Here is a 21,750-nt window from a genome sequence, read left to right as displayed (position 1 = left end):
CCGGCTGCGCCGTCAGGCGCTGGGCTTCTTGCCTGCGAGCCGGCGCAGCTCCTTGCGCCGCTCGGGGTCCAGCTGCTGGATCGAGCGCGCGAAATGCACCAGGACCGTGTCGCCGTAGGCGTCCACGAGATCGGCGACCTCGCCCGCGGCGCGGCGCTCCTCGTAGTCGTCCTGCGACATGGCGGCCGAGTAGTGGTCGGTCTTGCCCGAACGACGACGGACGAGCAGTTCCTTCTCCGCGAGTCGGCTCATGACGGTCATCACGGTCGTGTAGGCGCGGGTCTTCTCCGCGCGGGCGTTCAGCCCGTCGAGGACGTCGCGCACGGTGGACTCCCCGCGGGACCAGATCTCGGCCATGACCTCGCGCTCGAGCTCGTGCAGTTCGGGGAGTCGCTCCTGGGACACGCGCGGAGTCTACCGCGCCGCCAGGAAACACTACGCTGCGTAGTATTGACGGGTGCTCGTCCGCTCTCGTCTGCGCGTCCCCGCCTTGCTCGCGGTCGTGCTGCTCCTCCTGCTGCCCGCCTCGTCGGCGGCCCACGGTCTCGTGATCCGGGCCGACCTTCCGATCCCGGAGTGGCTGTTCGGCTTCGGCGCGGCGGTGGTGGTGATCGTGACGTTCGTCCTGCTCGCCGTCGCCTGGCGGACACCGCGCCTCGAGGAGCCGCCCACGCGCTGGCTGGCGGAGCCGGTGGCCCGAGCCATCACCAGCCGCGGTGTCGAGGTCGTCGCCGGCACCCTCGGCGTGCTCGCGCTGGCGCTGGTCGTCTGGGCGGGCGCGACCGGGACGGAGACGCCGGCGGCGAATCTCGCGCCGACCTTCGTCTACGTCGGCGTGTGGCTCGGCTTCGTACCGCTGAGCATCGTGTTCGGGGACGTCTTCCGCCTCTTCAACCCCTGGAGAGCGATCGGTCGCGGCTTCGGCGCGCTCACCGCACGCCTGGAGATGCCGGAGCCGCTCACGTACCCGGACCGGCTGGGCAACTGGCCCGCGGCGGCCGGCCTGCTGGCCTTCGCCTGGCTCGAACTCGTCGCCTCCAACGGCGATCTCCCCACGAACGTCGCGACCGCCACCTGCATCTACACCGCATTGCAGCTCGTCGGCATGTCGCTCTTCGGCGTGCGCCAGTGGTGCGACCGCGCCGAGGCGTTCGGCGTCTACTTCAACCTGCTCTCCCGCATGTCACCGTGGGTCCGCGACGGCCGACGCATCGGGATCCGCCGGCCTCTCGCCGGTCTCGCGAGCCTCCCGGTCGGATCCGGAACGGTCGCGCTCCTCGCGGTGATCATCGGCTCGACCTCGTTCGACGGCTTCAGCGGCGGCGCCACGTGGCAGGACTGGACGCGGTGGCTGCTCGATCTCTTCGGTGGACTGGGGCTGAGCGCGCGCTACGAGCTCGAACTCGCCTACGGCGTCGGGCTCGTCGGCGCGGTGCTGGTCGTCGCGGGGTTCTTCCTCCTCGGTTCCGCGCTGACGCGTCGCGCGGCCGGTGACGCCCGGAGCGCGGCAGAGATCGCACGCCTCTTCGTCCATGGCCTGGTGCCGATCGGCGCGGCCTACATCGCCGCCCACTACGTCAGCCTCCTTCTCCTGCAGGGGCAAGCCCTCGCGTTCCTCGCCAGCGACCCGCGCGGCGACGGGTCGAACATCCTGGGCACGGCGAACTGGGGCATCGACTACGGCTGGATCAGCCCCGAGGCGGTCTGGTACGTCCAGGTCGGCTCCGTCGTGATCGGGCACGCCGCGGCCCTCGCGGTCGCGCACGATCGCGCGCTCGTGCTCTACCGGGAGGTCCGGCGTGCGACCCGTTCGCAGATCGGGATGCTCGTCGTGATGGTCGGGTTCACGATCCTCGCGCTCTGGCTGCTCTCCGAAGCTGCGAAGGGCTGAAGCGCCCATGGTCCTCGCCCACGTCGGCAACTGGCTCGCGTCGCTGATCTACCTCGCACCTGTCGTCATCCTCGTCGGCGCGCTCGGCGTCACGCGTCGGCGCGACCTGGACGATGAGGCCCGCGACTGGGACGAGGACGACGACGACCTCCTGAAGCTGGACTGAGCGTCAGACCCGGGCGCTCGCCGGGATCGGACCCTCGCCCTCCCGAGGCGAGCTCCGGACTCCCTTCGTGGCCACCAGCCAGACGGTCAGCAAGGTGAGCGCCCCCAGTGGGAGCCCGACCGCCTCGGGGGCGTCGAGATCGGCCGCGAAGCTGAAGGCCAGCATGTTGTTCACGACATGTAGTGCGATCGGGGCGGCGAGCGACCCGGTCCGCTCGTACAGCACGCACATCAGCGCGCCGAGCAGGGCGAGCAGCGGGATCAGCGGAAGCACGTCCGGGTCGCCGAGATGGACGGCGCCGAACAGGACACCGACGAAGAGCGCCGCACCGGCGGGACCGAGGCCGTTGCGAGCAGCCCGGTAGACGAAGCCGCGGAAGAAGAACTCCTCCACGACCGGCGCGATCACGACCACCATGACCGCCGCGGCCACCAGGCCGGCGCCACCGCGCTCCGCTCCGAGACGCTCCAGCGTGTCCTGGCTGCCACCGTCGCTGATGAGCAGGCCGTACACCCAGCTTGCGCCGTAGAACACCGCCGCGCCCAGGGCGACCGCCGCGGCGAGTCGCCGTCCGGTGATGCGGACCAGGCCGAAGTCCGCTGCGCGCGGTGGGACGTGCCGCAGCGAGAGGGCGAGCAGCAGCGGTACGGCGATGAACAGCAGGTCCTGCCACAGGGTGGCGAGGAGCACACCGTTCGCGGAGAGCTCGCCGCCAGGCTCGCTCGCGCCGGTCGCTACGACGATCACCGCGCCTCCCGCGCCGGCGAAGGCAAAGGTCGCGAGGGGTGCGATGACGCACCACCACGAAGGCCACGAGTCCCGGTTCACCAGGACCAGCGTACTACTACGGTGAGTAGGAGATCAGCTCGAGCTGATACGGCGCCGTCGCGGCCAAAGTGCGACCACGCCGATCGCGCCGGCGACGCCGGCGATCACGGTCGGGTGGAGGTGGCCGTCGCAGGAGATCCCGGGCGCGCACGCCGTGCTCGTAGTGATCAGCACGGACGCTGCGACGAGGCTCACCACCGCGATCGCGATCCGCAGGAGCTCGGACGCCGGGAGCGCGCGTCGGCGCCGTCCCAGCAGCCCGTCCACGCGTGCCTCGTGCACGCCGCCGCCCGGCCATGTCTCGCCTTCCAGAAGGGCGCCGGCAAGGTCCTGGGGGCTCGCGGTTAGGAGCGCAGCACGGTCCGCGGCGAGCTCCCGGCGGACCTCGCAGGCGTCGGCGAGGCGGCGGGCGCTGCCGACGGCGAAGCCCTCGACGAGCGCGCGGGCGAGCATTGCGCGCGCGGGGTCGCGGCGTCGGGCGTGATGGCGCTCGTGCTCGAGGACCGCCGCGAGTTCCTGCGCGGTGAGCGCACTGATCGTCCCGGTCGAGAGGAGGACCTTGGGGCGGAGCACGCCGACGCATCCGACGAACGGCCGGTCGTCCTCGATCAGGCGCACCTGGTGACCGCCGACGACCTCAGGCTGCGACCCGCGTTCCATGGCGCGCAACAGCGCGTGGGCCTCGCGGGTGCAACGGACCAGTTCGCGGCCGGCGCGGATCAGCACGACGCCGCCCGCGGTGGCCAGCGCCGCGGCCAGGATGCGTACCGCCGTCGACGGATGGTGGAACGCGACGGCGTCGAGCGCGAACGCGACCGCCGCGCAGAACGAAGCGAGGAGCAGGACCGCGGCGGCGCCGGGACGGAGGAGGACGCGCGAGCCACGCACACCCCGAACTGTACGGGGTCTAGGTGCCGACCGCGGACAGCAGCCAGAGGCCCAGACACGTGTACCCGACCATCACGGCGAGCATCCAATACTGGGAGCGGACGGCGTCCTTGTGGCTGCGGAAGATCACCAGCGAACGGTCGTGGGCGAGGACCAGACCGGCGACGTGACCGAGGAGCAGGGCTCCGACCTGCACGTACCAGACGACCGAGGTGGAAACCGCGTTCAGGTCGATGCCCGCCGTCGCCGTGCCGAAGTAGTCCGATCCGTTGGTCAGCGGGTCCGAGACCATGAAGCCCAGCGCCTGACCCTGGAAGACCAGAAGGCTGAAGTAGTGGGCCAGGAGGTAGGCGAGCGCGATCGGGACGAGGCTGTGCGCGAAGCGCTCCGCCAGCTTCGCGCGGTCGATGCCGGGGCGGATTGACGCCATCCCGGAGATCGCGACGCGGTACAGCCCGATGATCAGGGCGATGCAGAGCGCGATCCCGAGCGTGTCCACGCTGGCCCGCCCCGTCTCGGCGCCGAGGCCGAGGTCACCGATCGACGAGCCGAGGTCGGGGGCGAAGCTGGTCCACAGGCCGCCCTGCGACGCCCCGTCGAAGCTCGTCGTCCCGATCATCACGCAGAGCACCGCGAGCGTCCCGCGCGGCGTCGCAACCGCCGCGAGCCCCGCGAGCAGGGGTTGCGTGGTCACCCGTCGGCCTTCCCAGCGCAGTGGTGCCATCGCGGCGATGAGCGAGAACGCCACGGCGAACCCGTCCGCCTGGTTCGACCACGTCGCGATCCCGTAGCGGCGCATGCCCCAGAGCTGCGCCGCGAAGTACCCGATCGCGAGCACCGCGATGACGCGTGGCTCGTCGCCGAACGGCGCCACCAGCTCCACCCAGGCGAAGAGCACGATCGTCGCGGCAGCCGGGAGACGCCCGGCGCGGACTGGATACGGGCGATCCGGTCGGGACTCCGGGAACCCCAGCGCCTTGGCGGTCGTCCGCCACGGGTTGATGACGCGGAACACGTCGCCCAGGAGCAACGAGAGCAGCGGCACGGCGACCCAGAAGGCGACGTAGACAAGGGTCGGCGCGATGTTGCGCCCCGGATCCTGCTCGCCGAACAGGCCGGCGACGACGACGAGGACGAAGACGGCAATGCCAAGCACGCCGACCGTCGCGGCCGGCCAAGTCGGCAACGTCACGCCCTTCGTGCCGGCCGGGCGTTCCCGCTCGAGGCGTGGCTCGCTCCAGCCGATCGAGAGGCCGATGAACGAGACCACGAGCACGACCGCTGCGGTCCATGCGAACAGCCACTGGGGTACGGGCAGGTCGAGCCGGCCGACGAGGCCGTGGGCGGAGGCGGTTCCGGGGAGGACGAGCGCGAGCCCGAGAACGAGCGTCACTGCCGCGCCGACGCGTCTGACGGTCACCGGGCAAATCTACTATGCAGTGTCGTTGATCACGTGACGGGCGGCGTTGGCGCGACATCCCGATTATCTACTACGTATCGTAGGAATTAGCCGTGAGGTCGTCGCCGGACATCCGACTCATCGCCATCCTCGGTGGGCTGGCACTCATCATCGGGGGCTACGCGATTCTCGTGCCTCCATCGGAGCGCGCGGCGGCGCGGGCCGAGAGACATGTCGTTGGCGACGCCGAAGAGTCCCGCGTCGCGACGCGGAGAGCGGTCCTCGTGGTCCGGGGATATCGGCTAGTCGGCGGCTCCAAGCGCATTCGCGTAGTCGAAGGCGATCGAGTCGTGCTGAAGATCGACGGCGATCGGGACGAGGTCGCGCATCTGGACGGGTACGACCTGAGCGCGCCCATCGGGCCAGGACAGTCCGGTCTCATGAGGTTCGACGCGACGCAGCGCGGGAGCTTCGCGCTCGAGCTGGAGGGGGCCGCCGAGCAACTCGCCGAGATCCAGGTCCAGGCCCGGCCCGAGCCCTCACGCTGAGGGCCGACGACATGCGCAACATCGCTTCCGGACGGGCGCTCTGGTGGGTGGCGCTGATCGCCGGTCTAGTGCTGGGACTTGCGCCCGTCACCCAATCGGTCGCTCCGCACGTCCTGCAGCACGTCATCCTCATGATCTTCGTCCCGCCCGCACTGGTGCGGGTCGCTCCGGTCATCACGTCGGGGTCACAGCTCGGCGCAGCCAGCGGCGTCGGGCTCGTGCTCGCCGGGACGCTTGCCATCTACGCACTTCACACGCCTCCGACCTTCGAGCTGGACGTTCGCAACGCCGCTGTCGGACTCCTCGTCCACGGAGGACTGATCGCCGCAGGCCTGCTGCTCATCGTCCCGGTCGCCGGCAGCCGGTCGGTCCGAGGGATGGCAGCCGTCGGCCTCGTCGCTCTCGCCGAGCTGGGGGTCGGTGCGCTCGGGATGTGGCTCGCCTGGATCCCCGAACTGGTCTACGACGCACCCGTCGGTGACCGCGCGTTCGGCCTGGATCCGCAGTCTGATCAGGCGGCCGCCGGCGCCATCATCCTGGTCGTCGCGGAGCCGCTGTTGGCGATCGAGGTGGCCACGCTGTTCTTTCGGGCGCTGCGGGAGAGCGACGAGGCAGAAGAGCACGCGGACTGGTCCGCGCCGGCGGACTAGGCCGGAGCGCAGTCGACGGCGTCCCTCGATCAGGGTCTCGATACCCCGACGATTCAGTAGCTCGTCCACTCCGGGTCGACGGGTCGCTCACCCCTCGAGGCGGCCTCGAACTCGGCGTACATCCCCATCAATGTCGGCTCGTCGATACCACGCTCCTCCAGCTTCGCCCGAACGTGCCCTTGGAGTCGGCCGTCCACATCGTGGAAGAAGCCGATCAGCTCTTCCAGCTCAGAGACGAGCTCTTCCCGGCCCGTGGTCGTGCCCATCTTCAGGATCCGGCGCCGCCAGAAGTGGTGGATGAGGTCGTTGCGACGCTGGACTGCTTCGAGCAGGACTTCCGCGTGCTCGAAATCGTCACCGATCAGGTCTCTGACGGAGCCGACATTTGTGCCGAGCGGTTGGCGGAACAGCTTGGAGAAGACGTCATCGACGTCGAACGGCCGCCTGTGCCGGTGGCGGTCCGCTCTCGCGATCAACAGGACGTTGACAACCGCTGTCTCGAGCGTCTGCGCGAGGTAAGCGGCGAGACCGAACTTTGCGTAGACCTCCCGAGTCTCCCAGTCGTGATCGTCGACGATGTACCGGTCCATCGGGGCTCCCTAGTCGGTGGTTTGGGCGCGCGCCACCCGGATCGAGCGCACCGTGGTGTCGTGCAGGAACCCCAACACCACGACGTCGACGTCTGGCGACTCGGCGACTCGCTGCGCCAGCGCGTCGTCCAGGTGCGCGCCGAGCTCGTATCGGCCCTGGTCCGGGACGACCATCGCCACGAGCACGATCGGCCACGGGTGGTCCTGGAACTCAAAGCGCAGGCGTTGGACTTTCTGACGCGACTGGGCGCGGGGGACCGCCTCCTCGATCGCATCCCAAATATCGGCCATGGCCGTCCCGGCGCCGCTCATCAGCGCCACGCTCGCCAACATCCACCCGTCCGGGCGCCGCGCGTCCAGCCGGGTGAGCGCCGCGCGAGAACGATCGTCCAACGGCATTCGCGACTTCGGGGCCGGGGTCTCCCGCAAGCCGCGCTCGTAGAGCATCCACGCGTCCAACGGACCGGTCAGCGATGCGAACCGGACGCGGGCCGCCGCGTCTTCGTCCTCGAAGTACAGGCCACGATTCAGGAAGTGCATCCACCAGTCGAGCTCGTCCGAGGCGAGATGACGGGCGAGCTCGTTCAGTCGCGCGCGGCGGCGCAGGAACAGGATGAGCTGCGCCGGCCACTCGGTCGTCGCGCAGACCTGCTCGAGCTCGTGAAGCGTCAGGACCCACGGAGGCGCGCTGCCCGCGGCGAGCAGCTCCGTTCCCTCGAGTTGCCACACGACGGGAGCCACCGCCGAGAGGTCGTCCAACGTCACCGCGACGGTATGGACCTCCCGAACATGACCGGCGAGCGCGATCGGCCGTCCGGCCTCGTCGACGAGTCGCCCGTCCAGGACGGCCGCCCGAGCACGCGCCGACTGCTCGACGGCCTTCGTGAAGTTCTCGGCAAGGAAGCCGCGCAGGGCGTCGCCGCCGCGGCGGGCAGACGGCCTCATCGTCGCGCTCTTGGCCTCGACACAGATGACCGTGTCGTCGAGCTGCAGGATCGCGTCGACCTCGCCGATCCTGCTGCCCGTGGCATCCACGATGTAGGCGTTCCGCACATCCTGCGTCGGGCGCAAGACTCCCGCGAGGAGCCCTGCTGCACGCTGCTCGAGCCAGCTCCCGCGGTGCTTGGCGTACGACTTCCCCTTCACTACCGATTCGAACAACGACCGCAGGGCCCAGAGATCGTTGCCGGGAACCGTCGGCATGTACTCGCCACCACCCAGATCGATGAACGGCTTCCACCGCACCATGTCGGTGGCCTGAAACCAGTCGATGTCCGTCGCCTCGCCGAGCTTCAACGAGAGCGCCTCCAAGTAGCAGCGCGCGTGCTCGACGCTCACGCCGGAGGCGCTGGCGAGCCGCTCCGGCGTGAGCACCAACGCTTCGCCTTCGGTCGACCACGCCCAGACCATCGGCAGGAACTGCGCCTGCTGCTCGATCGGCTGGTCACGCCACGGGCCTCCGACGTGGGAGTCGGCCCAGTCATACACCGGGTGGCCGGGGCCGAACGCTCGATCGTCTGCCAGCGCGTTCGCGAGACGATCGGCTGCCCACCCGCCGGCCTCGACAACCCAACCATCCGCGCACGCGATCGCCTCGTCCACGCCCAGACCGACCTCTGCGCGCAGACGGGCCTCGAACCGCTCCTCACCGAACAGGCCACGAAGGGTCTCGTGCTCTTGCCAGACCCAGCCAGGGGCGCGCAGCATCAGGTCTTGCGCTGCGGCCCGGCCGCGGGCGGCCGATACTCCGCTGACCGGTGATCCCGCGCCGAGCGCACGGCGCAGCGACTCGAGGAAACATGCGTCGCCGGTGACCTCGCGAACCTGCGTCGTGAACGCGCCGTCCAGGACCCTTGCGCCGTTGGGCGCGCGCGCCGAGCGCGCAAGGAGCGCCGCAGCCGTCATCTCCACCACGTACGACGAGCCTGGCGTTTCGCTCTCCGAGTAGGACTCGGGATCAAGGGCCACCTCGCTGCGGATGAGCGCGCCTAGCGCGTGCACGGTGTCGACACCGTCGAGCAACTCGTCCAGGGCCCGGCGGCGCTCGGCGATCGCCACGACGACGTCCTTGCCGGCAGCGATCTCCTCGAGCAGACGCATCGCGCGCTCCATCCCGAGAACGAAGTTCGTCGGGAGTCCGGCGAGCGGATCGTCGGGCGGATCGGGAGAGGGCACCGACGCAGAGTAAGAACGCTCTCGGACCCCGCGCTCCCGTCTTCTCCCAACAGGCGCCCAGGCACGCCCAGGGTTCGGTTCCGGGCGCACCCGACCCGTCGGTACGCACGATGGAGGAGCTCTGAGCCCGGGTGGGCGGTCCGACCCTTCCCACTGTGGCACTCCCTCTGGGCGTGCGGGTGGTTGGGATCGGACCGACACCCGGGCGGTTCCCAGACCCGAAAGGGAGTGAGCATGAGAACTGCGCCTCCCGACCTGATCGCAGAGGCGCTGACGTCTCCCAACGGGCTCCCGCGTGCGCGCATGAACGCCGCGCTCAACGAAGCCCTAGCCGCCGCGGACGACGCCGCACAAAGCGGTCGCGAGAGCCTGCTCGAGTTCGACGGCCACTGGCGAACGGTCGACGTCGAGCGCTTCGGCTCATTGGGCCGGCTCGTATCGGGCGAGTGACGACAGAGCCATCAGGACGACCCACCAGAGGAGGGGCCGGTCCGGGTGCTGGCCGGCTCCCCGAGCGACGGCCGCAGTAACTAGCGTCCGTCGACGTACTCGGCAACCTCCGAGATAGGACGCACCTTGCGCTGTCCCACGAGGGCGGCAGCGCGGGCCGCGGGGCTATCTGAACTCAGAGTCGGTCAGGAGTAACCGCCGGCGCCTACAGGACGGTTGCGGTTCCGGCCTTCCCTTCGCCCGCGTGGATGTACTCGGCGAGGGTCCGTTGATCAGCGTGTCGCGTCGTCGCGGCGATCACGTCCGTGCGGTGGCCGTCGCGCGCGGCCTGCGTCGCGTAGCCAGAACGAAGCGAGTGTCCGGCGAACTCGCGGGGTTCTTTCCCGACAGCTCCCGCCCGGCGCTTCAGGATCAGTGCGACGGACCGGTCCCCGAGCGGGCCGAGCACGGTGCCAGACTTGCTTAGCCGACGGAAGATTGGGCCACGGACGATCTTGGCGTGCGCGATCCACGCGCGGAGCGCCTCTACCGGGCACGGGTTCCCACTGTCGGCATACGCCAGGAGAAGAGTTGCTCCATGGCCGGCCTGGTCGGTCTTGGAGCGCGGGAGCTGAACGAAGAGGCCGTCCGGGGAGGAACTGAGGTCCTCGGCGAGGAGAGAGACAAGTTCTGTTCGCCGCAATCCGAGCGCGAATCCGACGAGCAGCAGTGCCCGGTCGCGGAGTCCTGCGGGCGTCGAGACGTCGATCCCCGAGACGATTTCGAGCAACGGATGACGTAGGAGCGCGGTCTTCTTCTTGGCTGGCGCACCGTGTTGCCGAGCGATTCCCTCGAGGACCGTCAGAACATCGGGGTCTGCCGTGGGGGTCGCGTGGCCACCTTGCCGGTGCGCCCGAGCGATCGCGGCGGCGCGGCGCCGTACGGTGTTGACGCTCCGGCCGCTGCGCGCGAGCGCGGTTAGGTGCAACGCGACCACGGCTGGAGCGGCAGGAAGCGGGTCGAGGCCGAAGCGAGCCGTCCACGTGGCGAACTGCTCCCAGTCGCTGTTATAGGCGCGGATCGTGTTCGAGCTGATGGACGCCGCCTGATACTTGCGCGCGGCGTCGGCCAAGTCGGCGAGTTCCAGGCGGAGCGCTTCGCTGAGATCGGAAGAAACACCAGCGATAGGAGCCAGCAGCGCCGCGTTCTCTGCTCGGCGTTGGAGGCCGCTCATCGCTGGCGCTTGGTCTCGAGGTCGACCGCACTCCAGAGCGATCCGGCGTATACCTGCGCCATCGTCTGACCGTACGCAGTAGCGCCGGGGCGATACACCGCGCAGCAGGACCCGAGGGCTCTGGCGCGCGCAAGCCAGGCGGCCGCGTCGCGGCCCGTGAGGTCCTCCAAAGTGTCGGGATCGCCGGTCCCGCCCCAATCGACCTCAGCGTGGTCGCCGGCGACGGTGAGCTTGGCAAGAGCGGTGGCCGGGGTCGTTCCACGCCGATACCGGGCGAACCCTCGCGAGAGCAGAAGCTCGTTGATGAGATCTCCGAAGCAGCATCGCTCAGAGACGACGTGGCCGAGCAGCGAGCCCTACGCGCAGCGGCCGAAGGCCACGCCGAACGGCTGGCCGCTGATCTCGCAGACCAGCGGACAGCACTCGATGAAATGCGCAGGCAGATCAGTGACTTGAAGGGCGAGGCGGCGTCGGCGCGCGCTGATGCCGACGCAGCGCGCGCGGCAACGCTCGCCGCAGAGAACATATCCGCATCGACGACAACGGAGCGCGACGCCGCCGCGCTCCGGGTCAACGAGCTCGAAGGCGCTCTGTCCGGCGAGCGCCACACGAGCGCCGAGCTCCGGGGCCGCGCCGAAGCCGTTGCCGGTGAGCGCGACCGCCTGTTGATCGAGCGCGACAAGGCGGCCGAGGAACTTGCGCGCCTGAAGACCGCTGTTATCGAGAATCCGCTCCGCCGCGAGGTGGCGCCTGACTCGAAGCCCGACTAGCCCGTCCACGCTGACTAGCGGTCCGAGCGGCTACCGGCACGCGCGATGGATTCGTCGCATCGAGTTGCCCCTTGTCGTCGCGCGAGCTGACCGTTGTCGTCGCGATGGCGACCCGAAGCGTCGCAATGGCATGAACGCCTGCGATTCCTGGCGGGCGACGACCGAGGCGGCTTCATAACACCGCTCGATAATGGTCGTTATGACGCCTTAGACCTGCGGCTGCCCGTCGTTACATCCGCCCTTCGCGGACACGCAACAGTTGTACGCCGGCGAGCTCTGCAGCCTTCAGGCCGCGGCCTATCCTGCGGGTGCCCTGGCAGCTGAAGCGACCCGACCACAGATTAGGGAAGGCTTGGCGGATCGCATCGAGAGCAGCGCTCACGCACCCGGAGTCGCGCTCCGCTGCTTGATGGAGGAGGCCCGTGGTGTGTCCTTGGTCGGGTACCGCGTGTGGCCGATGCCGAGACATTAGCGTCGGCTAGCCATACACAGACTCTACCCGGCGGAGCGGGCGCTGATCCAGATACGGGACTACTGGAGGCGACGGAGCCTGCGCCTCCATAAGCGCGCTCAGTTCGCCGACCGGCTTTCCAGCGAGTGACCTTGCCAGCGCATCGTCGCGCCCGTCAGCTCCGGGATCGGCGATCCGACCTTCGAGAACGTGGAATTGGCTCGCTTGGCTCAACGGACCCCAAAAATACCGATTCTCGTAGGCAACGATCGGAGCGACGATCGTGTCACCTACCTCGACTCGCTGGCTGTCCTCGAACCGGAGCGGAACCTTGCGACCGTTCTGTTTGACCCAGCCCGCTGCGATGGTGGACCAACGCTCTGGTACTTCCGGGGCTCCGGTTGCGCTCCAAAGGAGCCGATCCACTCTGAAGGTAAGACTTCGGCCGATGGGACCCTCATCCTGAGGCAGGTCGGGCTGCGGGGTAGCAGGCAATTCGCGCTGCGAGACGGCCGTGAGCACGGCCACGTGATCTGCGTATGAGCGCCAGTCGCCGAGTGAGGAGTCCGGGAAGATTCCAGACCCTGAGGCCGCGATCGGCGCGTTACCACGCTCCCCGCGGTGCCCTTGACGCTCGACAGCGGTGGCTTCCCGTACGGGGTCGGCGTGAACTGGACGTCGACGATCACGCACACGCCGTTGCCGACGTTTCGCACCGGAGCCATCGCGGCTGCCACCCGGCCCGATTCCGTGTGGTGCATGCCGGCGGAGATCGTGGCGGCGTCCTGCGGCGTCCCGATCTTCGCGTACTCGCGCGCGACCTCCTCGACGTAGAGCCCACGCGGAACCGACGCCAAACGGATCAACGAGGCGGTCTCCAACGCCTGCTGAGCGATGTTGCGCTGCGCGAACGCCGTGCGCACCGACAAGACCGCGACGAGAACGACGACCACCGAGAACAGCACGCCGACGATCTGGAACACCTCCGACCACCCGCCCAACGTCAACCCCAGCCACTCAGCCGGCTCCGACGGAGCGCCGGACGGGGGGCTCGCGGCGGCCGCGATCACTGAACCTACGCGCTCACCCATCGCGCCATCGTCCCATGCGCCTCTGACCCAACAGCCACGAGACGGTGCCCGGGCTGAAAGCCCGGAGCCCATCAGCGGCGACGCGCCAAGAGCGGTCACGCGGCTGTGGTCCGCTCGATGGTAGTGGTGATGCTCGTGCACGACGACGCACGTCTCTTGGCTGAGACCGCAACGGACCCGGAAGCCTTCGGGCGGTTCTACGACCGCTACGAGGAAGCCGTGCTCGTCTTCATGCTGCGGCGCACCCGTGACCCGGAGGTCGCCGCTGACCTCACCGCGGAAGTGTTCGCTGGCGCACTCGCTGGAGCGGCGGACTTTCGCTACACCGGGGCGCCGCCAGCCGCGTGGCTGTTCCAGATCGCCCGCAACGTCTTGGCCGACAGCTATCGCGCTGCGCGCGTGCAGAACGACCTCCGCCAGCGCCTGGCCATGCGTCCGCTCGAGATCCACGACGAGACAGTCGATCGTCTCGAACAACTTATCGCGCAAGACGACGGAGCGATCGCCCTTCGCCTGCTGCGCCACCTCCCCAGTGAGCAGCGCGCGGCGATCGTCGCGCACATCCTCGAGGACCGCTCCTACGACGAGCTCGCGACCGAACTCGACTGCTCTTCCAACGTCGTGCGCAAGCGCGTTAGCCGGGCCCTCTCGGCCCTACGCCGCGAAATGAAGACCGGAGGCCACCATGTCTGAGAACTACCTTCCGCAGCTTCGCTGCGACCTCGTCGCAGCCGCGCGCGCGGCCACCCCGCGCACAACGCCGACGACTCCCCGGCGCTGGGCCATGCCGCGGGCCGCGATGGCGACCGCAACCGCCGCCGCCTGCCTGGCCGCGTCGATCGCGTTCTTCATCGGCGCCGGCAGTGACCCGACCGCAACCGCCAACAATGTGCGGTCCGGCGAGACCCTCCTGCGCTCGCAGTTCGCCGTCTTCGGAACCGCATCAGAGGCCAGCGAGCCCGGCAACCTGCTCACGCCGGAACGCCTCGGACGCCTCGCCCTCAAGGACGCCAGCATCCAACGACTGGCCGTCCCCGTCGGCGTCGTCTGGGTCGGCGCCGACGACGAGCGCATCTGCATCGCGGCCCAGCTCAACACCACCGCCGCCGATCGAGGCGCCTGCGTCCGGACCGCCCAAGCCCTCGACACCGGCGTCTACACGCTCGGCCAGGACCGAGGGACCAGCCAGGCCGAAGTCGCCGCCCTCATCCCCGACGGAGTCACCGCCGTGACCTTCGTGCTCGCCAACGGGGACCGCCAGGCCGCCGAGGTCACCGACAACGGGGTCTTCGCAACGCTCCCCGCCCTTCCCGAGCGGGTCACCTTCCAGGACCGAGACGGGGCCCAGCGCAGTGTGCGCCTGTAACCGCTCGAGACCCTCAACGTACAGCCGCACGTTCCGGCTGCCCGCCGACGAATAAGAAGGCGGCGCTCAGCACAGTGAACATTGATCCGGAGGTTGGATAAGGGCTTCCGGACCATAGGGGCTGAGCGCCGCCCCGTCGGTTCATAGCGGTTTTTCGCGACCTGGGTTGACGCTGCAGTCGACGCCGCACTAGGTTCGGTCGTGGATAAGGGCATCGACCGCACCCGCGGTCGGCCGCAATACGTGCACGATCGACAGCCCCAGGGAGGGGACTCGAGCGTGCACCGCACATAAGGAGTTCCCCTTGGAAACAGGCCATCCTCGCCTGGCCATCGGCGCGTTCGCGCTTCTGGTCGGCGTGCTCGCCGCGCTCTGCGCGCTGGCGTTCTCCGGTGGCGGCACGAATGCCGCCACCGCCGCAGGTGACACCACGCAGTCGTCCGAGTCGTTCGGGGTCCTGCGCTCGCTGCCCGACGCTTCGGCGACGGGCGCGTTCGCCCAGTCAGACCGTGTTGCTCCGGGCATCGCGACCGCGCCTGTTCACACTGTGAACGCGCTCAACGGCGACCGCTTCGCCGTCGCAGCGACCACGGACACCGTCTGCGTCCAGACGACCCATGCCGACGGCAACTACGCCACGGGCGCGTGCGGTCGCATCGCGGACGCCCAAGCCAACGGGTTCTTCCAGTTCTCGCGGCCCGCACCGGGCACCGCGAAAGCCGGTGAGGTACGTCTGGCCGCTCTGGTACCCGATGGCGTCCAGAACGTGAGCGTCACGCTCACGACCGGGAAGTCCGTAGACATCCCCGTCGCGCAGAACATCGCCGCGGCCGATCTCGACGCCGCGCCCGCCACAGCTCGCTTCACGCGCGCCGGCGAACCGACCGTCACCAAGTTCCACGGAGGCTGACCCATGACGATCGATCACTCTCCTGCCGTCGCCGACCGACGGACGCTGGAGTCAAGTCGCGTGTTGTGGTGTAGCTCGCTCGTCGGGTACATCGCGGCGTGTCAGGCCGTGTGGAGGGGGCTCTTCTCCTCTCGGATCGCGTTGGGGGTGTCGCTGAGGTGAGCCCGGAGGGCGAGCCGAGGCGAGACCCCCAACGCGTGCAGCCTCCAGCGGAGGGGGTCAGGCCGCAAGGCTCGCGACCTCCAGGTCGTGGACCTCGTCGGCGTCCTCGATGGGGCCCGCCAGGACGACCGCCATCGACTCTTCGGAGAGGTAGCGCCGGCAGGTCAGCCACTCGTCGTTCTGCTCGATCAGGACGGCGCCGCAGAGCCGGATCGCGGACGCGTCGTTGGGGAAGATCCCGACGACATCCGAACGCCTGCCGATCTCCTTGTTGACCCGTTCCAGCGGGTTGGTCGAGCGCAGCTTGCTCCAGTGCGCTTTCGGGAACGCGTAGAACGCCAGGAGGTCCTCTTCGGCAGCATCGAGCAGCTCGCAGACCTTCGGAGCGACCGGTGCGAGGCGATCGAGCAGTTCGCCGACGCGGCGGCGCGCCTCGGTGCCGTCGGCGGCCTGGAAGACCTCGCGCAGGCCAGCGCTGATCAGGCCGCGCTCGTTGCGGCGGCAGTGGCCGTGCATGTTGCGGACGAAGTGCACGGTGCAGCGCTGCCACGGCGCGTCCAGGACCTGCGCGATCGCCGCCTTCAGGCCTTCGTGGTGGTCGCTGATCGCGAGCTGCACCCCGTGCAGCCCACGGGCTTTCAGCGAGCGCAGGAACGCCACCCAGAACGGGCCCGACTCGACCTGGCCGATATCCAGGCCGATCACCTCCCGCACCCCGTCCTGATTGACCGCGTAGGCGACCACCAGCGCCTTCGAGACAACCCGGCCGCGCTCGCGGACCTTGACGTGCTTGGCATCCAGCCACAGGTACGGATAGGCGTCCGTGAGCTCGCGCTCACGGAACTCGGCCACCAGCTCGTCCAGATCACGACAGAGCCGGCTGACGCGGTCCTTGCTCATCGCCCCGATCCCCAGCTGCTCCACCAGCCGATCGACCTTGCGGGTGCTGACGCCGTTGACGTAGGCCTCCATCACCACGCTCACGATCGCCTGCTCACACCGGCTCCGAGGCTCCAGGAAGCTCGGGAAGTACGACGGCCCGGACCGCGTCCTGGGGATCGCCAGCTCGATGCTCCCCACCCGGGTGTCCCACGCCCGCTGGCGGTACCCGTTGAGATTCGCGACGCGGTCCTCGGACCGCTCACCGCGGCCCGCCCCGGTCAGCTGCGCGACCTCGGCCTCCATCAACTCACGCACGACCAGCGCGACCGCGTCGCGCAACAGATCTCCGTGCTCGCCGCTCATCGCTCGCGCAACGACATCGGCAGGGGTCATCATCCGGTCCTCGGCCATCGTGGTGCTCCATTCATCGATCCTGTGGAAGGGACCGACGAGCATGGACACCACGGTGGTCGGACTACGTCCGGACCCGGTGTCCTCCTACACCACTTCTACCGACGTGACCGACGCTGGCCTCAACGCTCGTAATCCTGATCGCTGTCCTCAGCGTCTCTCTCACGACGTTCCTCACCCAGGCCGAGCCCGCCTCGGCCTGGACCTACTACGAGAAGTGGGCCGGGCACGTCGGCCCGATCTACGCCGGGAACAACCGCCGCGACGGGACCTACCGTGGCAACATCGGCCGCCTCGACGGGTACTCCACGGGCACGGCGTACTCCGGCGTGTACGTCGTGAACTCCTCGAACGCCCGGATCTCCGCGGATGCCTACTGCAACTCGCCGGGATGCTCGGTCTACATCAACTGGTACGGCCCGTATCCGAGCGGATTCGCGTCGATCCACAACCACGGCAACGCCAGCCCCAGCTACTTCGACTCCTGGGTCTACTGGGGCTAGCAACCGAATCGTATGTCGGGCCGGCGCTCGTGAGCGCCGGCCCGTTGTAGCTCGCGGCTTAGGCGGCGAGGGCCAGGCCGAGGGCCAGGCCCAGTCCGAAGGTGGTCGCTGCGAGACTCGCGATTCCCACCAGCAGCCCCAGAAGCGCTACGCTGGACGGAGTCATCAGTCGCGTACCTCCTCGAGGTCGTGATTTCCGGCCTCCCGAGTTGGCGCTCGGGGGGCCGCTTGCTTGTTGGGGTTCTTCGTTTCGTTCTCCATCGGTTCGGGGTCCTAGGATCACTGTATCCGCCGTCGTGCCACTTCCGACAAAGCTGTGATCTCGTCTATTACGTCGGCGAACTCCGGTCTTTGTAAGGGCCGGTTCGGGCACTCCGCTGCATCCTTCGGTATCCGGCACGACCCACCGTAGGCGCGCGCACGAAAGGACTCGTACCGCCGCCTATTAGTAGTCGCAGAGAAGGGGTTAGAAGACCTCGAAACGCTGCCCGGGAGACTGCTCGGCGGGGACGTCGGCTTCGGCGGAGCGCTCGCGCAGTGGGCGGCGACGGCCGAGCCTCCGGTAGCCGCGGGGACCGTCGAGCTCCTGCGAGATCAACGCCGCGAGCTCGCTGAGCGTCGTCGGTGGCGGCTCCTCATCGAACGGGGCTCGGCGGTAGCGCGCCCGCCGCTCCGCGTCCCGCCACTCGAGTTCGTCCAAGGCCACCGCGGTGCTCTGCCCATCCGCCACGGACATGGACGGCGGAGGCTCACCGTCTCGCGCTGCGCGGGCTCGTGCAGCGGACTGACGGGCCGCTCCGGTCGCGCCACCCGCACGACGTCGACCGCCATGGCCCAAGCGCCAGCCCGCCGGCGTGGTCCGGTACGTGCGCTTGAACGCAGCGGCGAACGAGGTCGGCGAGTCGAAGCCACACGCACGAGCGACCACCGCCACCTTCACCGACGGCTGCTCCTCCAGCATCCGGCGCGCCTCCCGCATCCGCACACCGCTCAGGCGCCGCCGCCACCCCTCGCCCTCGAGCGCCCGCCTCAAGGTCCGCTCATGCACGCCGAGTTGTTCGGCCGCGATCGCCGCAGTGATGCTGGGGTCGCCGAAGTTCTCCTCGATCCAGCGATCCACTCGCCGAGAGAGGACCTCCGACGGGGAAGGGCTCATGGGTGGTCGGGCTGAGGCCACACCCCATGAGTACACGCCGTCCGCCTGCCCGCCAAGACCGATTCAAAGAGACATGGTCGGGGTGCACTACGTGCACCCCGGCGAAAACACTTTCAACCGGCAAACCTCAACGCGCCAGAGGCGCCGGCCGGGAACCGTGGTGTCATCGCGCAGTCGTTCGCGCCTAGAAGTCGACGGTGGACTCCACACGCTCGCCGCACGGGTGACGAGTCGCTGGTGACGTCGTCCCGCACCCGTAGCGTGGGAGACGATGCAGCTACAGACCATCCTCGCCGCCCTCCCCGGCGACGAGCGGAGCGCACATGCGCGCCGCAGGCCTGGACGTCCCGGAGTTGCGCGCGCTCTTGAATCTCTAGGAGGGCCCCATGGCACGGATCTTGGCGTTATACGCCCGAGTCGCCGCTGAGGACGAGGTTCGGCCCCGAACCGCGGGGCGGTATTTTCTGCTGGTATATTCTCGGCATGGTCAGTCGAGAAGCCGTTGCCGACAGCATCCAGCCCATCGCGGCAGCCCTGTCGCATGCACACGAGAACGCTGTCGCTCATCGGAAGGCGATCGCTTCACTGCCGACGTCCGCCACCCTTGACCCGCGTCTCGCGCCCAGCCAGGACGGCACCGCGGAGTGGGTGCGCTTCGCAACTGACGCCTCCCCGCACGTCGACACGATCGGCACCCCAGACCTCACCGCGCACCCGCTCAGTCGCATCTGGACGATCCCCACGCCCGAAGGCAGCTTCAGGCTGCAGCTCAAGTCCGACATCGACGACGTTCGCGCTGAGCAGCGCCAGACCGAGCTGCTTCCGCGTTCCCCCGCCGAGAACCGCACGTCGCTCGTCCTGCTCACCTGGGCCACCGGCTCCCCTCGGCTCGTCGCGCTCGAGCGCGGCGTCGTCCTGTGGTGGATCGACGTCGTCGCGCTCGCGACCGCCGCGCCCGTCGAGGCGATCCGTACCACCGCCCGGCGAGGCGTCCGTAGCCGTACCGAGCGCCAGGAGACCGGCGAGCGCCGAGAGACGTCGTGAGCCTCAACCCGCTGCTCCTCCGCACCAGTAGAGAGGCGCTGGGCCTCACCCAGACCGAGTTCGCCGTGCGCGGCGGATTCGCCCAGGCCGAGATCTCTCGGTGGGAGAAGGGCATCCGCGACCCCACGCCCGAGCAGATCGAGCGGCTCGCCGCCGCGGCCGAACTACCTGTCGCGCTCCTCACCAGCGAGAAGCGCGTCGGACAGCCCGTGCACCGCTCGCAGAAGCGCGAACGCCGCACAGTGAGTAAGACCGTCAACGCGCGACTCGAGATCGCTCGATTCGCGCTCGAGGACCTCCTCGACACGGTCGACCTCGACGAACCCCCGCTCGCCTTCGCCGACCCCGACGAGCTCATCGCCCAGAGCCCGGAGACCGCCGCAACCCTGCTGCGCCGCGCATGGGGTGTCGGTTCCGGACCGCTCCCCCTATCGGCGAACTCATCGAGGCCGCCGGCGGCGTCGTGGCCCCGGTCAAGTTCGGCTCGACCGACATCATCGCCGCCTACTCGCGAATCCGCGGCCAACAGCGCTGGTTCTGGGCCAACACGCAAGCCACGGATCCCGCACGACTGCGCTTCTCCCTGGCACACGAACTCGGCCACGCCGTGCTGCACTGGGAACGCATCGCAGATCCGGTCGTCGTCGATGCCGAAACTGAAGCCCACCACTTCGCCAGCGCGTTCCTCATGCCCGCGGACGAGATCAAGCGTCAACTCAACCGCGTGACCCCGAACCTTGCGAATCTGACCCGCGTCGCGACCCAGTGGCAGGTGAGCGTCCAGGCGCTCGTCATGCGCGCCAAGCAGGTCGGCTCGCTGTCCGCAGCCGAGCACGCCGGCGTCTGGCGCATGCTCAACGCCCGCGGACTTGCGAAAGCGGCGCTCGTCGACGTTCACCCCGAACCTCCTGGTGTCCTTGCGTCGCTGCTCGCTCTGCACCGCGAGGAGCACGGGCACGACGACGCGGCGATAGCTGAGATGACCGGGCTGCCGCTGGCACGCCTACAGGACCTCATGCCGTCCCTCTTCCCCATCCGGCAGACCCGCCGGCTCCGCGCCGTCTAACCGGAGCGCCCCGTGCTCGACGTCACGAATCGCTCGCCGGACCCTGACGTGGGCGAGGCGAGCGCACACGGAGATCTTGGACCGATGGCTGCTACCGCTGGCGCCGTGGTCGTCGCCGGCGTCGCAGCGATCGCGTTCGACGCGGTCGCCGCAGCCCTAGCGTTTCTCGCCGCGATCATCGTCGCAGCGATGACCTGGGTTGGGACAGAGCGACGACAGCGGGAAGCCCTCGCGGCCGATGCCGCCAAGCAGGAGCGGCAGCTCGCTCACGATCGTGCGCTGACCGACGTAGCAGACATTCGGGCGCTGCTCGACGAGGCCGCCGTCAGCCTCCACATCGCGTTCTACGCGCTCATGAACGCGCAGGCCGCCCTGACGAGCTTCGGGACAAAGCTCCACACCACAGCCCCAGAGGCTGGGGAAGCAGTCACGGACGCCGGCACGACTCTCGACTCGGTCGCAGCACGTCTGGCTGTACGCCTCGGCCGGGACCACGCGGTTGCGGCTGCCTTTATCCGCGCTGACGAAGCTCTCTTGGAGGTGAACCGTGCGTTGGGACTCGTGTTCGGCGACGAAGCGGGATCCCCTCAGGGCGCCGAGGAAATGAAGAAGGTCCGCGACCGCATCCGCGATGCCGCCAAGAGCTTCGGAGAAAGCCGAGCCGCCTTCGAGGCGGCCGCGATCGCCTACGTCGGCACGCGCCTGGACTGAACCCATCTCACCGCCGCCGAGGCAGGTCGTAGCCCTGCCGCCGGAGCCTGGTGACCCGCATGCTGACGGCCGCGGATGTGAGGTCGAGCGTCTCGCCGATCTCCGCGAGCGACGCGCTGGCCGCCCACATCTCGACAAGCGGTCCGCATCGGCTGCGGCGGTGCCAAACGTGTCCTGCGGACGCCGAGGCGACGCACGCGGTCGTCCGCCAACCGATCCCAGGCCTGGCAGCGTCCGCCTCGTGCGACGCTCCAGGCGCCACGTCTGCTCACCCATGGGGCCGCTGCACACGGTGTACACCCGCCGCGTGCGCTGGCCTCTTCCGCTCGCGCTCGAGCGGTGTCTACCGAAATCTTCGTCGTAGATCCCACCTCGACGAGCGGCGACTCGTTGGCGACGGGCCCGCCGTTGCCCTTGATCACCAGCTCT

General features: G+C 69.1%; 23 protein-coding genes and 1 pseudogene. 15 read left to right on the top strand and 9 right to left on the bottom strand.

The window, feature by feature from the left end; translation table 11 throughout:
* Positions 1-12: 12 nt before the first annotated feature.
* The gene (locus GKE82_RS25160) at positions 13-405 is read right to left on the bottom strand and encodes a BlaI/MecI/CopY family transcriptional regulator (RefSeq protein ID WP_154735664.1); all 393 of its coding nucleotides are present in this window, start codon (positions 403-405) and stop codon (positions 13-15) included.
* Positions 406-457: 52 nt separating this feature from the next.
* Between GKE82_RS25160 and GKE82_RS25155 the strand changes: the two genes are divergently transcribed.
* Positions 458-1,891 (top strand): fenitrothion hydrolase, encoded by a 1,434-nt coding sequence (locus GKE82_RS25155; protein WP_309233840.1) that lies wholly within the window; start codon positions 458-460, stop codon positions 1,889-1,891.
* A 7-nt stretch (positions 1,892-1,898) separates the two neighbouring features.
* Positions 1,899-2,057, top strand: coding sequence for a hypothetical protein (locus tag GKE82_RS25150; RefSeq protein ID WP_154735663.1), 159 nt, complete (start codon positions 1,899-1,901; stop codon positions 2,055-2,057).
* A 3-nt stretch (positions 2,058-2,060) separates the two neighbouring features.
* Here GKE82_RS25150 and GKE82_RS31080 read toward each other — a convergent pair whose 3' ends face one another.
* The 3 genes from GKE82_RS31080 to GKE82_RS25135 all read right to left on the bottom strand — a co-directional run bounded on the left by GKE82_RS31080 (position 2,061) and on the right by GKE82_RS25135 (position 5,193).
* Entirely contained in the window at positions 2,061-2,804 is a 744-nt protein-coding gene (locus GKE82_RS31080) for a CPBP family intramembrane glutamic endopeptidase (RefSeq protein WP_154735662.1), read from the bottom strand.
* A gap of 114 nt (positions 2,805-2,918) precedes the next feature.
* Positions 2,919-3,773, bottom strand: a complete 855-nt coding sequence (locus tag GKE82_RS25140) for a M56 family metallopeptidase (protein WP_154735661.1) — start codon at positions 3,771-3,773, stop codon at positions 2,919-2,921.
* Positions 3,774-3,792: 19 nt separating this feature from the next.
* Positions 3,793-5,193 (bottom strand): fenitrothion hydrolase, encoded by a 1,401-nt coding sequence (locus GKE82_RS25135; RefSeq protein ID WP_154735660.1) that lies wholly within the window; start codon positions 5,191-5,193, stop codon positions 3,793-3,795.
* Positions 5,194-5,285: 92 nt separating this feature from the next.
* Between GKE82_RS25135 and GKE82_RS25130 the strand changes: the two genes are divergently transcribed.
* Entirely contained in the window at positions 5,286-5,720 is a 435-nt protein-coding gene (locus GKE82_RS25130; protein ID WP_154735659.1) for a hypothetical protein, read from the top strand.
* 11 nt (positions 5,721-5,731) lie between these two features.
* Positions 5,732-6,370: a cytochrome c oxidase assembly protein gene (locus GKE82_RS25125; RefSeq protein WP_154735658.1), complete on the top strand. Its 639-nt coding sequence runs from the start codon at positions 5,732-5,734 to the stop codon at positions 6,368-6,370.
* A gap of 53 nt (positions 6,371-6,423) precedes the next feature.
* On the opposite strand, the gene GKE82_RS25120 is transcribed toward GKE82_RS25125, so the two are convergent.
* Both GKE82_RS25120 and GKE82_RS25115 read right to left on the bottom strand, forming a co-directional pair.
* Positions 6,424-6,960 carry a hypothetical protein gene (locus GKE82_RS25120; protein WP_154735657.1) on the bottom strand — a complete coding sequence of 179 codons (537 nt, stop codon included), beginning with the start codon at positions 6,958-6,960 and terminating at the stop codon, positions 6,424-6,426.
* Between the two features lie 9 nt (positions 6,961-6,969).
* A complete protein-coding gene (locus GKE82_RS25115; protein WP_154735656.1) occupies positions 6,970-9,135 on the bottom strand; it encodes a hypothetical protein in 2,166 nt (721 codons plus the stop codon).
* Positions 9,136-9,438: 303 nt separating this feature from the next.
* On the opposite strand from GKE82_RS25115, the gene GKE82_RS25110 reads away from it, so the two are divergent.
* A complete protein-coding gene (locus GKE82_RS25110; RefSeq protein WP_154735655.1) occupies positions 9,439-9,585 on the top strand; it encodes a hypothetical protein in 147 nt (48 codons plus the stop codon).
* A 205-nt stretch (positions 9,586-9,790) separates the two neighbouring features.
* Here the strand turns inward: GKE82_RS25110 and GKE82_RS25105 are convergent, their stop codons facing one another.
* A complete protein-coding gene (locus tag GKE82_RS25105; RefSeq protein ID WP_154735654.1) occupies positions 9,791-10,798 on the bottom strand; it encodes a site-specific integrase in 1,008 nt (335 codons plus the stop codon).
* A gap of 209 nt (positions 10,799-11,007) precedes the next feature.
* Between GKE82_RS25105 and GKE82_RS25100 the strand changes: the two genes are divergently transcribed.
* The 5 genes from GKE82_RS25100 to GKE82_RS25080 all read left to right on the top strand — a co-directional run bounded on the left by GKE82_RS25100 (position 11,008) and on the right by GKE82_RS25080 (position 15,386).
* Positions 11,008-11,568 (top strand): hypothetical protein, encoded by a 561-nt coding sequence (locus GKE82_RS25100; protein ID WP_154735653.1) that lies wholly within the window; start codon positions 11,008-11,010, stop codon positions 11,566-11,568.
* Between the two features lie 1,072 nt (positions 11,569-12,640).
* Positions 12,641-12,853, top strand: coding sequence for a hypothetical protein (locus GKE82_RS25095; protein WP_154735652.1), 213 nt, complete (start codon positions 12,641-12,643; stop codon positions 12,851-12,853).
* Between the two features lie 386 nt (positions 12,854-13,239).
* The gene (locus GKE82_RS25090; protein ID WP_196189462.1) at positions 13,240-13,803 is read left to right on the top strand and encodes an RNA polymerase sigma factor; all 564 of its coding nucleotides are present in this window, start codon (positions 13,240-13,242) and stop codon (positions 13,801-13,803) included.
* A gap of 106 nt (positions 13,804-13,909) precedes the next feature.
* Positions 13,910-14,476: a hypothetical protein gene (locus GKE82_RS25085; protein WP_154735650.1), complete on the top strand. Its 567-nt coding sequence runs from the start codon at positions 13,910-13,912 to the stop codon at positions 14,474-14,476.
* A 304-nt stretch (positions 14,477-14,780) separates the two neighbouring features.
* Entirely contained in the window at positions 14,781-15,386 is a 606-nt protein-coding gene (locus GKE82_RS25080) for a hypothetical protein (protein ID WP_154735649.1), read from the top strand.
* 219 nt (positions 15,387-15,605) lie between these two features.
* Here the strand turns inward: GKE82_RS25080 and GKE82_RS25075 are convergent, their stop codons facing one another.
* Complete coding sequence (locus GKE82_RS25075; protein WP_154735015.1) at positions 15,606-16,841, bottom strand: IS256 family transposase; 1,236 nt, start codon at positions 16,839-16,841, stop codon at positions 15,606-15,608.
* Between the two features lie 338 nt (positions 16,842-17,179).
* Here GKE82_RS25075 and GKE82_RS25070 point away from each other — a divergent pair, with 338 nt between their 5' ends.
* A complete protein-coding gene (locus tag GKE82_RS25070; protein WP_154735648.1) occupies positions 17,180-17,344 on the top strand; it encodes a hypothetical protein in 165 nt (54 codons plus the stop codon).
* A gap of 466 nt (positions 17,345-17,810) precedes the next feature.
* Here GKE82_RS25070 and GKE82_RS25065 read toward each other — a convergent pair whose 3' ends face one another.
* Complete coding sequence (locus tag GKE82_RS25065; protein WP_196189461.1) at positions 17,811-18,464, bottom strand: helix-turn-helix domain-containing protein; 654 nt, start codon at positions 18,462-18,464, stop codon at positions 17,811-17,813.
* A gap of 684 nt (positions 18,465-19,148) precedes the next feature.
* Between GKE82_RS25065 and GKE82_RS25060 the strand changes: the two genes are divergently transcribed.
* The 4 genes and pseudogenes from GKE82_RS25060 (at position 19,149) to GKE82_RS25045 (ending at position 21,321) form a co-directional block, all read left to right on the top strand.
* Positions 19,149-19,544, top strand: coding sequence for a hypothetical protein (locus GKE82_RS25060; protein ID WP_154735646.1), 396 nt, complete (start codon positions 19,149-19,151; stop codon positions 19,542-19,544).
* A pseudogene (locus GKE82_RS31780) lies at positions 19,541-19,714 on the top strand (helix-turn-helix domain-containing protein); the annotation flags it as partial. The gene GKE82_RS25060 and the pseudogene GKE82_RS31780, both read left to right, overlap by 4 nt.
* A gap of 293 nt (positions 19,715-20,007) precedes the next feature.
* Positions 20,008-20,610: an ImmA/IrrE family metallo-endopeptidase gene (locus tag GKE82_RS29435; RefSeq protein ID WP_309233839.1), complete on the top strand. Its 603-nt coding sequence runs from the start codon at positions 20,008-20,010 to the stop codon at positions 20,608-20,610.
* Positions 20,611-20,622: 12 nt separating this feature from the next.
* A complete protein-coding gene (locus GKE82_RS25045) occupies positions 20,623-21,321 on the top strand; it encodes a hypothetical protein (protein ID WP_154735643.1) in 699 nt (232 codons plus the stop codon).
* Positions 21,322-21,750 lie beyond the last annotated feature (429 nt).

Source organism: Conexibacter sp. W3-3-2 (genome assembly GCF_009707605.1).
Classification (GTDB): Bacteria; Actinomycetota; Thermoleophilia; order Solirubrobacterales; family Solirubrobacteraceae; genus Paraconexibacter; species Paraconexibacter algicola.
Note: the sequence above shows the minus strand (reverse complement) of the source record. Positions and strands in the feature narration are given on the sequence as shown.

Excerpts from the sequence above, each read along its gene's own strand:
- GKE82_RS25150 (WP_154735663.1), top strand. The coding sequence starts at position 1,899 with ATGGTCCTCGCCCACGTCGGCAACTGGCTCGCGTCGCTGATCTACCTC.
- GKE82_RS25125 (WP_154735658.1), top strand. The coding sequence starts at position 5,732 with ATGCGCAACATCGCTTCCGGACGGGCGCTCTGGTGGGTGGCGCTGATC.
- GKE82_RS25120 (WP_154735657.1), bottom strand. The coding sequence starts at position 6,960 with ATGGACCGGTACATCGTCGACGATCACGACTGGGAGACTCGGGAGGTC.
- GKE82_RS25110 (WP_154735655.1), top strand. The coding sequence starts at position 9,439 with ATGAACGCCGCGCTCAACGAAGCCCTAGCCGCCGCGGACGACGCCGCA.
- GKE82_RS25105 (WP_154735654.1), bottom strand. The coding sequence starts at position 10,798 with ATGAGCGGCCTCCAACGCCGAGCAGAGAACGCGGCGCTGCTGGCTCCT.
- GKE82_RS25090 (WP_196189462.1), top strand. The coding sequence starts at position 13,240 with ATGCTCGTGCACGACGACGCACGTCTCTTGGCTGAGACCGCAACGGAC.
- GKE82_RS25085 (WP_154735650.1), top strand. The coding sequence starts at position 13,910 with ATGGCGACCGCAACCGCCGCCGCCTGCCTGGCCGCGTCGATCGCGTTC.
- GKE82_RS25075 (WP_154735015.1), bottom strand. The coding sequence starts at position 16,841 with ATGGCCGAGGACCGGATGATGACCCCTGCCGATGTCGTTGCGCGAGCG.